Annotated in this window: 14 protein-coding genes; 7 read left to right on the top strand and 7 right to left on the bottom strand. The window is 32.3% G+C overall.

What is annotated here, in order from left to right:
- Window positions 1-136: 136 nt before the first annotated feature.
- Window positions 137-1495, bottom strand: coding sequence for a sigma-54 dependent transcriptional regulator (locus CLU81_RS14250; RefSeq protein WP_099710416.1), 1359 nt, complete (start codon window positions 1493-1495; stop codon window positions 137-139).
- Between the two features lie 158 nt (window positions 1496-1653).
- Here CLU81_RS14250 and CLU81_RS14245 point away from each other — a divergent pair, with 158 nt between their 5' ends.
- From CLU81_RS14245 to CLU81_RS14235, 3 genes are all read left to right on the top strand, one after another.
- On the top strand, window positions 1654-2907 hold the full coding sequence (locus CLU81_RS14245; RefSeq protein ID WP_099710415.1) for an efflux RND transporter periplasmic adaptor subunit: 1254 nt from the start codon (window positions 1654-1656) through the stop codon (window positions 2905-2907).
- 188 nt (window positions 2908-3095) lie between these two features.
- Window positions 3096-3803 carry an ABC transporter ATP-binding protein gene (locus CLU81_RS14240; RefSeq protein ID WP_099710414.1) on the top strand — a complete coding sequence of 236 codons (708 nt, stop codon included), beginning with the start codon at window positions 3096-3098 and terminating at the stop codon, window positions 3801-3803.
- 110 nt (window positions 3804-3913) lie between these two features.
- On the top strand, window positions 3914-6340 hold the full coding sequence (locus CLU81_RS14235) for an ABC transporter permease (protein WP_099710413.1): 2427 nt from the start codon (window positions 3914-3916) through the stop codon (window positions 6338-6340).
- A gap of 85 nt (window positions 6341-6425) precedes the next feature.
- Here CLU81_RS14235 and CLU81_RS14230 read toward each other — a convergent pair whose 3' ends face one another.
- The gene (locus CLU81_RS14230; protein ID WP_099710412.1) at window positions 6426-8045 is read right to left on the bottom strand and encodes a murein L,D-transpeptidase; all 1620 of its coding nucleotides are present in this window, start codon (window positions 8043-8045) and stop codon (window positions 6426-6428) included.
- Window positions 8046-8465: 420 nt separating this feature from the next.
- Here CLU81_RS14230 and CLU81_RS14225 point away from each other — a divergent pair, with 420 nt between their 5' ends.
- From CLU81_RS14225 to CLU81_RS14210, 4 genes are all read left to right on the top strand, one after another.
- On the top strand, window positions 8466-9596 hold the full coding sequence (locus CLU81_RS14225) for an Mrp/NBP35 family ATP-binding protein (protein WP_099710411.1): 1131 nt from the start codon (window positions 8466-8468) through the stop codon (window positions 9594-9596).
- A 114-nt stretch (window positions 9597-9710) separates the two neighbouring features.
- Complete coding sequence (locus CLU81_RS14220; protein ID WP_026982674.1) at window positions 9711-9950, top strand: NifU family protein; 240 nt, start codon at window positions 9711-9713, stop codon at window positions 9948-9950.
- A gap of 214 nt (window positions 9951-10164) precedes the next feature.
- Window positions 10165-10650 (top strand): hypothetical protein, encoded by a 486-nt coding sequence (locus CLU81_RS14215; RefSeq protein ID WP_099710410.1) that lies wholly within the window; start codon window positions 10165-10167, stop codon window positions 10648-10650.
- A 57-nt stretch (window positions 10651-10707) separates the two neighbouring features.
- Window positions 10708-11025, top strand: coding sequence for a 2Fe-2S iron-sulfur cluster-binding protein (locus CLU81_RS14210; RefSeq protein ID WP_099710409.1), 318 nt, complete (start codon window positions 10708-10710; stop codon window positions 11023-11025).
- Between the two features lie 47 nt (window positions 11026-11072).
- Here the strand turns inward: CLU81_RS14210 and CLU81_RS14205 are convergent, their stop codons facing one another.
- The 5 genes from CLU81_RS14205 to mscL form a co-directional block, all read right to left on the bottom strand.
- Complete coding sequence (locus CLU81_RS14205; protein ID WP_099710408.1) at window positions 11073-11579, bottom strand: SMI1/KNR4 family protein; 507 nt, start codon at window positions 11577-11579, stop codon at window positions 11073-11075.
- Between the two features lie 60 nt (window positions 11580-11639).
- The gene (locus tag CLU81_RS14200; protein ID WP_099710407.1) at window positions 11640-12044 is read right to left on the bottom strand and encodes an immunity 22 family protein; all 405 of its coding nucleotides are present in this window, start codon (window positions 12042-12044) and stop codon (window positions 11640-11642) included.
- Between the two features lie 125 nt (window positions 12045-12169).
- Entirely contained in the window at window positions 12170-13159 is a 990-nt protein-coding gene (locus tag CLU81_RS14195; RefSeq protein ID WP_099710406.1) for an aspartate-semialdehyde dehydrogenase, read from the bottom strand.
- Window positions 13160-13310: 151 nt separating this feature from the next.
- Entirely contained in the window at window positions 13311-13955 is a 645-nt protein-coding gene (locus CLU81_RS26975; protein ID WP_199174569.1) for a hypothetical protein, read from the bottom strand.
- Between the two features lie 123 nt (window positions 13956-14078).
- Complete coding sequence (gene mscL / locus CLU81_RS14185) at window positions 14079-14456, bottom strand: large conductance mechanosensitive channel protein MscL (RefSeq protein ID WP_099710405.1); 378 nt, start codon at window positions 14454-14456, stop codon at window positions 14079-14081.
- Between the last annotated feature and the right edge of the window lie 28 nt (window positions 14457-14484).

Here is a 14484-nt window from a genome sequence, read left to right as displayed (position 1 = left end):
TTATTCAAAATTTTAACCGCAAAGTTCGCAAAGGATTTACGCAAGGTTCGCTACAACGGCTTTGCGAACTTAATAAAGCCAATTGCAAACACAGTAAAAAAAATTTTGCGTGCTTTGCGGTAAAATCACACTGTGTTTAAATATTTTTTAAATCGTACTTTTCAATTCTTCGATATAATGCAGCTCTTGACAAACCTAATTCTTCGGCTGTTTTACTTATGTTTCCGTTGTGTTTAAATAGGGCTTTTTCGATCACATTTCTTTCCATTTCAGATAATGGATTTTCGTCGTTTTCCTGAAAATCTTCAAAGTTCAAAATATCTAAATCATGAACAGAAATTGTATTATTATCAGCCAAAATCAAGGCGCGTTCGATCTTATTTTCCATTTCACGCACATTTCCTTTCCATGGATATTTTTCTAAATATGGCGCGACATTATCGTCAAATTTCCATCCCGAAGCTTCGGGACCATGATTGTATTTTTCGGCAATTTGATCTAGAATAAAATGAGCCATTGGAACAATATCATCTTTTCGTTCGCGCAATGATGGCAAATAAATTTCCATTGTATTGATTCGGTACAATAAATCTTCGCGGAATGTTTTGTTTTTTACCTCAGCTTTAATATCACTATTTGTTGCCGCAACAATTCTAACATTTAATGGTCTGGCTTTGCTTTCGCCCAAACGCGTAACGGTTTTAGTTTGCAGAACATGTAATAATTTAGCTTGCAGATGAAGTGGAATATTCCCAATTTCATCCAGAAAAATAGTTCCTCCTGAAGCCATTTCAAATCTTCCGGGTGTATCTATTTTGGCATCTGTAAAAGCTCCTTTTGCGTATCCGAAAAGTTCACTTTCGAATAAATTATCACTCAAAGAACCTAAATCAACGTGAACGAAAGGTTGATTTTTACGTTCTGAATTCTCATGAATAAACTCCGCAAAAACATATTTACCGGTTCCATTTTCGCCCAAAATCAAAACATTAGCATCGGTTTTAGCCACTTTTTCAGCAATAGAATAAGCTTGTTTTATTTTTTGTGAAGTTCCAACGAAGTATCTTTTCTCGGTTTTTTCGACAACAACTTTCTTGGTGTTTTTTCTGCTTTCGACAACAGCTTTATCTATTATTTCAAGTAATTTTTCATTATGCCAAGGCTTTAAAACATAGTCAAAAGCTCCAATTTTTATTCCTTCAACAGCTGTTTCAATTTTACCAAATGCGGTCATTAAAATCACAATTGTTTGTGGCGAAAGTGTTTTAATTTCTTTTAGCCAATGAATTCCTTCTCGCCCATCTTCAAAACCAATTCGGTAATTCATGTCTAATAAAACCACATTTATATCATTTTCACTTAAAAGCGAAATGATTTTTTTCGGACTATTTGTCGTGAAAATAGTTTCAAAATGCTTTTTGAGAATCATTTTTGCCGAAAAAAGAATTTCTTCCTGATCGTCAACAACTAATATTTGGGCTTGTTTTTTTCGCATGCTGTCTTTTTTTGTCCGATATCGAACGGTCAACTGTTCATTATCGAACAGTCATTTTTTTAACTGGTTTCCAAAGCTTCTTTAAAATCAAGGCTTTACAAATAATAAATTTTATGGCACAGTATTTACCTATTGACTATCAGTAAATTATTTAAAAAATGGACAAGGTAATCCCTCGTAAAAATAGAAAATTTAGATATCTGACAATAGCAATTACTGTTTTTTTAGTTTTGGCTGTTATTATCTTTTTCTCGTTTAGTACAAAAAGAAGTCTGAATGTAAAATCAGATGAGCTTTCAATTCAAAAAATCGAAAAAGCTTTTTTCGAAGATTTCGTCGTTTTTCAGGCCAAAGTTGAGCCTCTAAATGTAATGTTAGTAAATGTTACTGAAGGCGGATCTGTAAAAGAGATTTTTGTCGAAAATGGTGCAATGGTGACCAAAGGACAATCGTTGGCACGTTTATACAACCCAAACACAGAACTTAATTACCTGACTCAGGAAACGGCAATTATTGAGCAAATCAATAATTTGAATACCGGAAAACTGAATATTAGAAATCAGGAATTAAGCCTTAATAAAGATTTGGTTTTAATCGAACATGATTATAATGACGCCAAAAGATTGTATGATATGAACGCCAAATTATATGATAAAGAGGTGATTTCTAAAAATGACTGGAATACGTTTAAAGAAAGTCTTCGTTTTCAGGAAGAACGCAAAAGAACGATTCAGCAAAGTATTCAGAAAGAAAAACAAACGAATCAAATTCAGATTTCGCAAATAAATCGTTCGATTCAAACTATGGAGAAAAGTTTGGATATTTTAAGAAACAACAAAAAGAACTTCTTAATTACTGCTCCGGAAACTGGTAGATTGACTTCATTTGAACCTGTTTTGGGTAAAACCTTTCAGGCTGGAGAAAGCATTGGAAAAATAGATTCAAAACGTGGTTACAAACTTACGGCTGATGTTGATGAATTTTATCTGGAAAAAGTTCGTGAAGGTTTAAAAGGTCAAGTCGAATTTAAAGGAAAAATTCTTGAAGTTTTAGTTACAAAGGTAATCCCTGAAGTTAAAAGCGGTCATTTTACTGTAGAATTGGCTTTTGTATCTAAGGAAGAAATTGTTTTACAAGACGGATTAAGTTTTGGCGTAAAATTGATCTTGTCTGAAAAGAATAAAACTTTGGTTATCCCAAAAGGAAGCTTTAATCAGGAAACTGCTGGAAAATGGATTTTTGTAGTTAAAGGCAATAAAGCCGAAAGAAGAAACATAAAACTAGGCAGAGAAAATCCTTCGTATTATGAGATTCTGGATGGCTTAAAAGAAGGTGAATCTGTGATTACTTCTTCATATGTAGATTATAAAGACATTGAAGAGTTATCCATTAGTAACTCGCAGGCGCAGTAAATTTGTTTCAAGTTTCAGGTTTCAAGTTTCAAGTTTTAAACCCATTTCACAATTCATAATTAACGATAAGTTTCAATCATCAATCAAAATCATCAATACGCAATTAATAATTCATAATTAACAATTTACAATTAATTTCAATCATCAATCAAAAAACATAATCAACAACAATTAAAACCTTAAAAAATATGATAACAATTCAAAATTTAACCAAAGTTTTTAGAACTGAAGAAGTAGAAACCTCAGCTTTGAGTGGCATTAATTTAGAAATTAAACAAGGTGATTTTTTAACTATCATGGGACCTTCTGGTTGCGGAAAATCGACTTTACTGAATATCATTGGTCTTTTGGACGGCGCTAATGGCGGAAGTTATAAATTATTAGGTCAGGAAATGATTGGCTTAAAAGAAAAAGGAAGAGCTCAGGTTCGTAAAGAAAATATCGGATTCATTTTTCAGAATTTCAATTTGATCGATGAACTTTCTGTTTATGATAATATCGAATTGCCGTTGCTTTACAACAATGTGAAAGCATCTGAAAGAAAACAAAAAATTGAAGCTATTGCTGAGAAACTAAATATTTCGCATCGTTTGAAACATTATCCGCAACAACTTTCGGGAGGACAACAACAAAGAGTTGCTGTTGCAAGAGCTTTGGTAAATGATCCAAAAATCATTCTTGCCGATGAGCCAACCGGAAATCTGGACAGCAAGAATGGTAATGAAGTTATGGAGCTTTTGACTGATTTGCATGCAAAAGGCGCCACAATTTTAATGGTTACGCACTCTGATTATGATGCTTCGTTTTCGCAAAAAACGATTCATATGAAAGATGGTGTTATATTCTCTGAGCGATTAAATCAGAGAAATGTAGATGTTTTTATGGACGCTAAATAATTCTAAAATGATCAACTTTATTATAACTGTAATCACTTTCCTGGTAGGTTTTGTTTGCAAAATATTGGCTATTATCTAAAACTAATCAAAGAACTATAAAAAAATAAGCAATGATTTTTAACTGGTTTAAAATATTTATTTATCATTTAAAGCAAAACAAATTGTTTTCGTTTTTAAATGTCCTTGGCTTAAGCATTGGAATTGCGGGAGTTATTTTTGCAATTTTATATTGGAACAACGAAAACTCATACGATCAATGGAATCCCGAAAAAGAAAACTCTTATCAGGTTTTGAATGTAATTGGTGGAACTGGAGATACTTGGGCAACAAGTTCAATTCCTTTTGGAAGAACCTGTAAAGCAACGATTCCGGAAATTGAACAAATTTGTTTTTTAAACATTTGGTACGGTGAGTCTGTTATAAAATATCAGAATCAAAAAGTAATCGATAAAAAAATCATGGTTTCTGATGAGAACTTTTTTGATTTTTTCCCTTTTCCAATTATAAAAGGGGATAAAAAAGCCATCTTAAAAGAAAAAAATAGTGTCGCTATTGCAGAAGAACAAGCGAATTTACTTTTTAAAAATGATGATCCAATTGGAAAATCAATCTCTTACAACGATAAATCTTATATCGTAAAAGCTGTTTATCGCATTGTAAAACCGTCGTCTTTTGAACCAAATTATGTTTTTGGCGGACTTGTGCGTGAACAGGATTTCAACCAATGGGGAAATTTTAATTATGGCTTGATGATCAAAATCAAAAAAGATGTGGATCCTGCTTTAGTTTTAAAGAAAATGCATAATGTTAATTATGTAAACAGAACTTTAAAAGATGCTAAAGAAAGTGGTCAAACGGTGGCGCAATACATCAAAGAAAATGGCGAAATCAAAGTTATTCTTGATCAGTTAAAAACTTTACACCTGCATGGCACAAAAGCTTCCGGATCTACAACTCCTGAAGGAAAAGGAAATCTACAGCTTCTTTATATCATGGCAGGATTATCTGTTTTGATTTTGATTTTGTCGCTTGTAAATTATATCAATTTAGCAACAGCTTCGGCTATAAAACGTGCCAAAGAAGTAGGTGTTCGTAAAATTGTTGGCGCAAGCAAAAATCAAATTATTGCTCAGTTTATTTTTGAAACTGCCATAATTGTTGTTTTGGCAATTATTTTTGCGCTGGCAATCGTAGAACTTTCTTTACCTTACTATAATACCTTTTTGAAGAAATCTTTGACTATGAATGGCAGCGAATTTTATCTGCAGCTTCTTTTCATATTTGGATTAGTAATCATTCTTGCAGGTATTTTTCCAGCCGTTTATATCTCAAATTTTGAAACTTTGAAGGTTTTAAAAGGAAACTTTTCAAGAAGTAAAAGTGGTATCTGGATTAGAAATTCAATGCTTATTTTTCAATTTGGAATTGCAGCTTTTTTCATCATTGGTGCCTTAATTGTAAATTCTCAGGTTGATTATATGATGAATAAAAATCTTGGTTTTAGCGGTGATCAGGTTATCAGAATTCCTTTTAAATCTACAGATTATAACCATAAGGCTCAGAAATATTTTACTGCAAAACAAGAAATCAGTAAAATGTCAGGAGTTGAGGATGTTTCTACTTTTGCGGGTACTTTTGGGAACAGCACAAACTCAAGTTCCGGTTTTACACACAATGGTGTTTTTGTTCAGCCACGAAACGTAGAAATGGATTTTGGTTTTCTGGAAATGATGAAAATTAAAATTGTCGAAGGCCGAAATTTATCTCCTAAATTCGCTTCTGACACTATTGATAATTGGTTAATAAATGAAACTCTGGCTAAAACATTAGGACTTAAAAACCCTATAAATACAGTAATCACATCAGGTTGGGGAAATGAAAAAGGAAACTTAAAATTTAAAGTGGTTGGTATTGTCAAAGACTTTAATATTACAGGACTTCAGAATAAGGTTCCGCCAATGGTTTTTATTAATCTTAAAACTCTAAAATGGAATAACTTTGATAATGTTTATGTAAAAGTTTCTCCAAATAATCTGACTGAAACTTTAGCTAAACTAAAAACATATTGGGAGAAAAATGTAAACCCTGATTATCCTTTTGATTATGAATTTGTCAATAAAGGATTTGCCAAAACTTATGAAGAACAAGTAAAACAAAAGGATTTGTTTTTCATTTTGAATCTTGTTGTAATCATCATTGCCATTTTTGGATTGTTTGCTTTAGCATCATTCTCAATGGAAAGAAGATTAAAAGAAATTGCGATCAGAAAAACTTTGGGCGCCGAAACAGATGTTTTATTAAAAGCATTATCTAAACAATATGTTCTGTTTTGCTTAATAGGATTTGCTATCGGAATTATTCCGGCTTACATTTTATTACAAAAATGGCTTGAGAATTTTGCTTTCAGAATCGGTGTTTCGGTTTTTCCGTTTACTATTGCACTGATTTCTTTAATGGTTCTGACTTTGCTAATTGTCTTGACAAAAGCTTATCAGGTTACTAAAATAGATATCTTAAAATACTTAAAATACGAATAAACTTGTAGACCATTTTTTTTAAAGAAACCCGTCAGATTTTATTAATCTGACGGGTTTCTCTATTATTATTTAATAACTGAATATCTTATTTTGAAGCAACAGAATCTGAATACAGTAATTTATCCAATTGTGGGTCTCTGTCGTATACATCAGGATAAAAACCAATTTCGCCATCGTCATTTACCCAAGCTGTAAAATAACCTATATAGATTGGAATTTTATTTTTAAGCTTGCAAGTTGTTTCTTTTTCGCCGCTCATTGCCTGATTTATTTTATCAACTGGCCAATCCGGATCGTCTTTTAAGATTTCGAGTGCCAAATTTTTTGCTTCTTTTACGTTGATACAACCGTGGCTAAAAATACGTTTTTCAAATTCAAACAAACTTTTTGCCGGAGTATCATGAAGATAAATATCATTCGGATTTGGAAACATGAATTTAACTAATCCCAAAGAGTTTTTAGGTCCTGGTTTTTGTCGAACATTCCCTCCATTCCATTCCATATTATGATCTGCGAGATAATTTTTATCTTCGGCCATTTTGAGTTTTAGCTCATTTTTAATGATACTTTGCGGAACATACCAATACGGACTAAATACAATTCTGTCCATCATTCCGCTAAAGATTACTGTCTCGGTCATTCGGGTTCCCACAAAAACGTCTGATACTAAATCATATTTTCCATTTTTAACATAAACCAGCCTAAACGATGGTATATTAACCATTATATATTCATTCGCCTGTGCCAGATTTGCCGGTATCCAGCGACAACGTTCCATATTTAGCATTATAGTTTTAATTCTTTTGCCAATTGGCTCATTCATTTGATTGATATGATCTCTGGTTAATGTATAATTTAAGGTGAGTCCGTATCGTTTTTTGTATTTTAAAATCCCTGCCATCATTTCCTCGTCATATACATCTCTTTTAGAATCTTGCGCCAAATCTCCCACAACAAACAAACGTTCTCTAATTTGTTTTACTGCAACGCCACTATCAAAAGGTTTTAAGTCTTTATAATTTGCACTGTCAATCTCTATTTTTTTCCATTGATTATTTTTTTCGATGTTACGGTATCTTTGCAAGACTGATTTAAGCTTATAATATTGTCCATACAAAAGATTCTCGTCTTTGTTTAATCTTGCAGGATCAACCATAAGAGAATCTAATATTTTGGTATAGGAAATTGTTTTTGTCGGCAAGAACCAACCAATCTTCTTTAAAGTAGCGGGATCAACTCCTGAATAAACATTGCTGGCATAAAACACATACATATTAGACAGCAAAAGTTCTGTGTCGATTTGAGGTAAATCTTCTGTTACATTTTCATTAAAAACATCATCTATCAAATCTCTGTAAGGCATCGTTGCTTTGATTCCCTGCTCATTTAGTTGCTTTACTTTATGATACAATAAAGAACCAAATTCACTAATATTTCTGTCATCATACCAGATTGACTTAAACTCTTTCTTTTTATAAAGGTCTAAAACATCATTTTGATATTTTTTTAGTTTGGGATATTTTTTATAAAAATCATTAATTGCGCCCTCAGTTACAGTAAGGTTTATAACATAATTTTTATCGAAAGAAACACTTTTAGATTCCGTTGCTTTATATTTTAAAGGGATTTTTTTTGCTGAAGATTCAAAAGAAAACATCAAAAAACTAACGGTAATAATTACAGATAAAGAAGTAAAATTTCGCATATTTTTAGATTTAAAATTTAGAAAATAATTTCACTAAAAAATATCAAAAACTCGTAATTCACCCACAAACAAGCTTTCACATACTTTTTTAAACATTAGAAATCATAGATTTAGGGTACTCAAATATAGCTAAGATTATTGACATTTTAATCACCTTTTTCTGAAAATTTATCATAAAATTCATATATTTTAACTTTAAAAACACTTTAGTTTAGGGATATCAAATAAAAATTAGTCGCTTTTTATTCCAAAGAAAAGAAAGACAATCGTTCAGAATCATTTTGACCAATCCTAATATCAAGAAATACAATTTAAAAGCCTTTGAATCCGAACATAATCTGTTATCTTTGTAGTCTGAAATCAGTTTAAATAAACACAGTTCTTTAATTGGTTTCCCTCAATAGAAAACAGACGATTAAGATGAAATTAGATAGGAAAGAAATTCTTAAAGCTTTAGAAACAATCACTATAGCGGGAGAAGGAAAAAACATGGTTGAAAGTGGTGCTGTTACCAATGTACTAACTTTTGGCGATGAAGTTGTGGTAGATTTACTATTGCATACACCGGCGATGCACATTAAAAAAAGAGCCGAAGACGATATCAAAAAGACAATTCATGATTTGATTTCTTCTGAAGCAAAAGTTAAAGTAAACATTAAAGTTGAAGCCAAGGAAAATCCTAACGAAATAAAAGGAAAGGCGATTCCGGGAATCAAAAATATAATAGCCGTTGCTTCTGGCAAGGGTGGAGTTGGAAAATCTACTGTTACAGCAAATCTTGCCGTAACGCTTGCAAAAATGGGTTTTAGCGTTGGTGTTTTAGATGCTGATATCTACGGACCTTCTATGCCAATTATGTTTGATGTAGAAAATGAAAAACCAACTTCGATTACCGTTGACGGAAAATCAAAAATGAAACCAATTGAAAGTTATGAAATCAAAATACTTTCTATCGGTTTTTTCACCGCTCCAAGTCAGGCTGTAATCTGGAGAGGTCCAATGGCTGCTAAAGCTTTGAACCAAATGATTTTTGATGCAGATTGGGGAGAATTAGATTTTATGCTTATCGATTTACCTCCGGGAACTGGAGATATTCACCTTTCGATCATGCAATCATTGCCTATTACAGGAGCTGTAGTAGTTAGTACGCCTCAAGCTGTGGCTCTTGCCGATGCTAAAAAAGGAGTTGCAATGTTCATGCAAGACAATATCAATGTTCCTGTTTTGGGAATTATCGAAAATATGGCTTACTTTACACCGGAAGAATTACCTGACAATAAATATTATATCTTTGGTCAGGAAGGTGCAAAAAATCTTGCAGAAGATTTGAACGTTCCATTCTTAGGAGAAGTGCCAATTGTACAATCAATTCGTGAAGCAGGAGATTATGGACGTCCTGCGGCTTTGCAAACGGCTTCGGTAATAGAAACCATTTTTGAAGAAATAACTCGAAATGTTGTACAGGAAACAGTAAACAGAAACGATACTTTACCTGCAACTGAAGCCATTAAAATTACAACTATGGCAGGTTGTTCAGCAGTAAAAAAATAATTAGATAATAAGACAATACTAATGAGATAATTAGAAAATTAGATAATGAGATAATTTTACTTCAAAGTGAATTTTCTAATTATCTAATTGACTAATTTTCTAATTGATAAAATTATGACAACAGAAGAATTAACAAGCAACGTATTATTGGCTCTAGATGAAATCAGACCTTTTTTAAATTCTGATGGAGGAGACATTACACTAATTTCTATAGACGATGACAAACATGTCAAAGTTCGTCTTGAAGGAGCATGTATTAGCTGCAGTGTAAACCAAATGACACTTAAAGCAGGAGTCGAAACAACAATAAAAAAATATGCTCCACAAATTGAAACTGTGGTAAATATTATGTAATACAAGCCGTATTTTTTACGCTTTTTTAAGGATCTTGATTTAACAAGAATAATAGCGCTTAAGCAATTTGACCTATAAAATCATAAAAAAGCAATAAGAATAAAGCACTAATTTGCATATTTAGCAAAAAACAATCCAAAGATTTAAGGCTTTTAGTTCAGTTTTTCTACATTTTTAACTTAAATTTGTGAAACAACCTCTAAATCTTAAGTTTATGAAGAAGTACTACTCTCTATTTTTATTGTTTTTTTTCCTGACAGTAAGTTATGCTCAACAAAGCGCAACAACATTAGTTGTAGATAAGGCCTGGTTGAATGAAGATGAAGAATGGTCAGATTTTAACTATTCAGGTCAAATTGTATTTTCGACAATACCTGCCAATGAAGAAGGAAGTCTTAGAATTGGTAATTTTGATTTTTTATATGATCTTTGTGACGGAAAAGCAAAATTCTCAAACAAAGCAACCTACAGTTCTGCTGAATTTTCTCATCCAAGAAAACTAGCTGCGCAAACTGATAAACAAGGAGTAGTAAATACAACTTACGAAGGAACTCTAATTTTCCAATCAGATAGAGATTATTATTCTATAATTGCCGTAGTAACAATTTTAGATAAGGGAGGTAATATTCTGGGTATTAAAATACATTCAAAAGGAAACGAAAGAAAAGAATACGCCTTTAGCTTAAAACCAACAAGTTAATTTAAATAAGGATTTGTTCATGTTATCAAATCCGAACCAAAATTCCAAATAATTAAAATGGATGTATTAATAAAGATTAAAGATCGAGAAGGAGTTATACACGAATTACAAGCTCCAACTGATATGGCAATGAACATAATGGAGTTATGCAAAGCATACGAACTTCCTGTTGAAGGAACCTGCGGAGGAATGGCAATGTGTGCTTCTTGCCAGTGTTACGTTCTTAATGATATTGCATTACCAGAAATGGGAGATGAAGAAGAAGCTATGCTTTCGGAAGCGTTTTATGTTAAATCTAATAGTCGTTTAGGCTGCCAGATACCAATTACTACAGAATTAGAAGGATTAGAGCTAGAATTAGCACCTGAATACTAAAAAAATAAAAAAGCGAGAATTTAAAGTTCTCGCTTTTTTTATGCTTTTTAATTATTTGCCAAATCATCTGGATCAAAAGGTTCAAATTCTCTTTCAGAAAATGCTTCGGTTAAAATTCCTGACGAACACAACCAGGTTATCGTTTCTTCGAGTGTATTTCCTGCTTTATAAATCATTTCGCTATGTCTTGGTAAAATGAAATATTCGCTTTTAAAAAGGATAATTTCATCTCCGTCATACGTATCTCCAATTCTGATTGAATTCAAAACTTCGTCTTTCGTCAAAACATCTTTTCCTTCATCCCAAAACCAATATTCGGTTATGCGGTCTTTCCATTCGGCTAAAGTCAAAATAATAGTTTCCGGAAGATAGATTCGCACATAAGTTCCGCCAAGAATTCCGCTTCCGTAAGTTGAAACATATTCTTTATAATCATTATCAAAAGTGATATTTAGCGTTTTTTCGCAAGCCAGAATATCTTCGTTTTCAGCAAGGAATAAATCTGTTTGATTGGTCTTGTAATTGGGAATTATTTTATAATTATCGAAGTTCATTTCTTTTGTATTTATACTAGCTAAGATACGCTTTTCGTTATTTTCTTTAAAACTTTAAACTCAAATTTCATATTCGATTTCTCCAATATATAATAAATTAAATTTTGAATTCATTATCGAAACTGGTTTCTTAATTTGATTTTTCGAAATAAACACAACCGTATTTATTTCTTCCGAATTTTGATTTAGAGGAACCAATCTTTGTTTCGCTTCAACAATCCATTCTTCTGCATAAGAATATTGCAAGAATTTCTCTTCAAACGGAATATCTTCATTCTCAAATCCGCTTTCTATAAAATCATGATCTAAAAAATTCTCATCTTGAGATTTTGCAAACTCAGATATGTATTTATCCTCTATATCATCATCATTTTCATAATAGCTTTGGTCTTCGCCTACAAAATCAAAATAATCTTCTTCTGTTTTAAATTTCCCAAGCCAAAAATGGCAAGTTTCTGTTCTCATAGTTTTTCTAATTTATGATTAAAACAAAAGTATTGTATCTTCATTAAAACGCTGCAACAAAAAAGCCGTAATTACATTGCTGCAATTACGGCTTTCTCTTTATAACAATTTTGTTTAATCTCTAGTTATACCAAACCTGCCTGAATTAAATATTCAGCAATTTGAATCGTGTTTGTTGCAGCACCTTTTCTCAAGTTATCAGCAACAATCCACATGTTCAACGTGTTTGGTTGGCTTTCGTCACGACGGATTCTTCCAACAAAAACATCATTTTTACCTTCTGCATATAATGGCATTGGATATGTAAATGTGTCTAAATTATCCTGAACCACTACTCCATCAGTATTGTGTAAGATTTCGCGAACTTCATTTACATCAAAATCATTTGTAAACTCAACATTTACTGCTTCACTGTGTCCGCCAACAACAGGAACACGAACCGCAGTAGCTGTAACTCTGATGGTATTATCACCAAGAATTTTTTGAGTTTCACGAACTAATTTCATTTCTTCTTTAGTGTATCCGTTTTCTTCAAAACTATCGCAATGTGGAATCGCATTTCTGTGAATTGGATATTTATAAGCCATTTCGCCTTGAATTCCAGCATACTCATTTTCTAATTGTCTTACCGCTTTTACACCAGTTCCGGTGATTGATTGATAAGTAGAAACTATGATTCTTTTGATGTTGTATTTTTTATGCAATGGAGCCAAAGTCAAAACCATTTGAATAGTTGAGCAATTTGGATTTGCAATAATTTTATCTTCTTTTGTTAATATTGAAGCGTTGATTTCCGGAACTACCAATTTTTTTGTTGGATCCATTCTCCATGCAGATGAGTTATCAATAACAGTTGTTCCTGCAGCTGCAAATTTTGGCGCCCATTCTAATGAAGTATCTCCTCCAGCAGAAAAAACTGCAATATCAGCTTTCATATCAACTGCCGTTTGCAATCCAACAACTTTATATTTTGCTCCTTTATATTCAATTTCTTTTCCAATTGATTTCTCAGATGCAACAGGAATTAACTCTGTAACAGGAAAATTTCTTTCTGCTAAAACTTTAAGCATTATCTCGCCAACCATACCAGTGGCACCTACAACGGCTATTCTCATTTTTATATCTTTAGTATGAATTAATCTAATTTACTCCGCAAAAGTAGCTATAATAAAAAACAAAACAATGTGCTTCACAAAAAATAACAAAATGTTACAAAACAAACAATTTTAGAAATTAATCCAAATCCTTGACTACAAGCAACTGCTTTTAACGTTCGTAAATTATGTCAAAAGGCGTTCCGAAAGAACCAACACTTTTTAAATACTCTTTATCTTCTTCAGTTAGTTCGTTTGTTCCAAGTCCAATATCTTCCCAAACTTCACCGTCTTCTCGTTTAAGCGCGAATTCAACTACCGCAATTTGCGGTCTCTTATTAAGCCCCAACATTGTTAAGTCTATAAATTGTCCTGTTTTAATTTCTCCTTTTACTACTTGGCCTAACAAGAAAAATTCTCTTCCTGTTATTTGAAAAGAGTTGTTAAGTTTAAATTGTGCAACCCTTAAATTGTGCCAATTGTGTCCGCAAAAGCGACATTGCCTTGCATATGGAGTCCTTGAAAGCTGGTTGCATTTTGGACAATTATTAAAGAATACTTTGTCAGGATTTTGAGCTAAAATTCTATTTGCAACATTTAACTCAAACTCTTTATAACCACCTCCAAGCAAGTCTAATACATTTTGATCAGAAGTAAGCCAACCTTTTTCTTTATAAACTTTTATCAAATTTGCATTGTGTGAAGTTGCATTTTCTAGTTTATAGATTGAGCTATTATGCCGAATAGCCTTTCGTTCCAAATCTGTCAACAAATTAGGAAAGTAATTGATTATATATTTTGCTGTTTGAGTATCCACTTTATTTATGTTAACATTGCTTCTAAATATACCACAATAAAATTGCCACATCTGTTTCTAATCATCACAAAAAAAACCGCCTCAATCAAGAAGCGGTTAAGTTAGACTTAGTGTAGCGGTATATTATTTATTTTTTAATAGATCTCTAATTTGCGTCAATAACTCTTCTTGAGTTGGTCCTGCTGGTGGCGGAACAACGACTTCTTTCTTTTTTGCATGATTTATTCCTTTAATGATTAAGAATAAAACAAAAGCAACAATTAGAAAGTTAATTACTGCCGAAAGAAACAAACCGTACTTAACACCTCCAAAAGCCGTCAGCTCTTCTATAGTAGACAAATGTGCGGCGTCTAATGCTGGTTTTAAGATTAATGGTGTAATTACATTTTCAATTAACGAGCTCACAATCTTACCAAAAGCAGCTCCAATGATAACCCCAACAGCCAAATCGACTACGTTGCCTTTCATTGCAAATTCCTTAAATTCTGAAAACATCCCCATAATTGTTTATTTAGTTTATAATTAAATT

The sequence above is a fragment of the Flavobacterium sp. 9 genome, from assembly GCF_002754195.1.
In the GTDB taxonomy this organism is placed as follows: Bacteria; Bacteroidota; Bacteroidia; order Flavobacteriales; family Flavobacteriaceae; genus Flavobacterium.
This window is presented reverse-complemented; position numbering and strand designations above follow the sequence as displayed.

Bases quoted from the DNA above. Each gene is read 5' to 3' on its own strand.
- CLU81_RS14250 (WP_099710416.1), bottom strand. From the start codon at position 1,495: ATGCGAAAAAAACAAGCCCAAATATTAGTTGTTGACGATCAGGAAGAA.
- CLU81_RS14245 (WP_099710415.1), top strand. From the start codon at position 1,654: ATGGACAAGGTAATCCCTCGTAAAAATAGAAAATTTAGATATCTGACA.
- CLU81_RS14240 (WP_099710414.1), top strand. From the start codon at position 3,096: ATGATAACAATTCAAAATTTAACCAAAGTTTTTAGAACTGAAGAAGTA.
- CLU81_RS14235 (WP_099710413.1), top strand. From the start codon at position 3,914: ATGATTTTTAACTGGTTTAAAATATTTATTTATCATTTAAAGCAAAAC.
- CLU81_RS14230 (WP_099710412.1), bottom strand. From the start codon at position 8,045: ATGCGAAATTTTACTTCTTTATCTGTAATTATTACCGTTAGTTTTTTG.
- CLU81_RS14225 (WP_099710411.1), top strand. From the start codon at position 8,466: ATGAAATTAGATAGGAAAGAAATTCTTAAAGCTTTAGAAACAATCACT.
- CLU81_RS14220 (WP_026982674.1), top strand. From the start codon at position 9,711: ATGACAACAGAAGAATTAACAAGCAACGTATTATTGGCTCTAGATGAA.
- CLU81_RS14215 (WP_099710410.1), top strand. From the start codon at position 10,165: ATGAAGAAGTACTACTCTCTATTTTTATTGTTTTTTTTCCTGACAGTA.
- CLU81_RS14210 (WP_099710409.1), top strand. From the start codon at position 10,708: ATGGATGTATTAATAAAGATTAAAGATCGAGAAGGAGTTATACACGAA.
- CLU81_RS14205 (WP_099710408.1), bottom strand. From the start codon at position 11,579: ATGAACTTCGATAATTATAAAATAATTCCCAATTACAAGACCAATCAA.
- CLU81_RS14200 (WP_099710407.1), bottom strand. From the start codon at position 12,044: ATGAGAACAGAAACTTGCCATTTTTGGCTTGGGAAATTTAAAACAGAA.
- CLU81_RS14195 (WP_099710406.1), bottom strand. From the start codon at position 13,159: ATGAGAATAGCCGTTGTAGGTGCCACTGGTATGGTTGGCGAGATAATG.
- mscL (WP_099710405.1), bottom strand. From the start codon at position 14,456: ATGGGGATGTTTTCAGAATTTAAGGAATTTGCAATGAAAGGCAACGTA.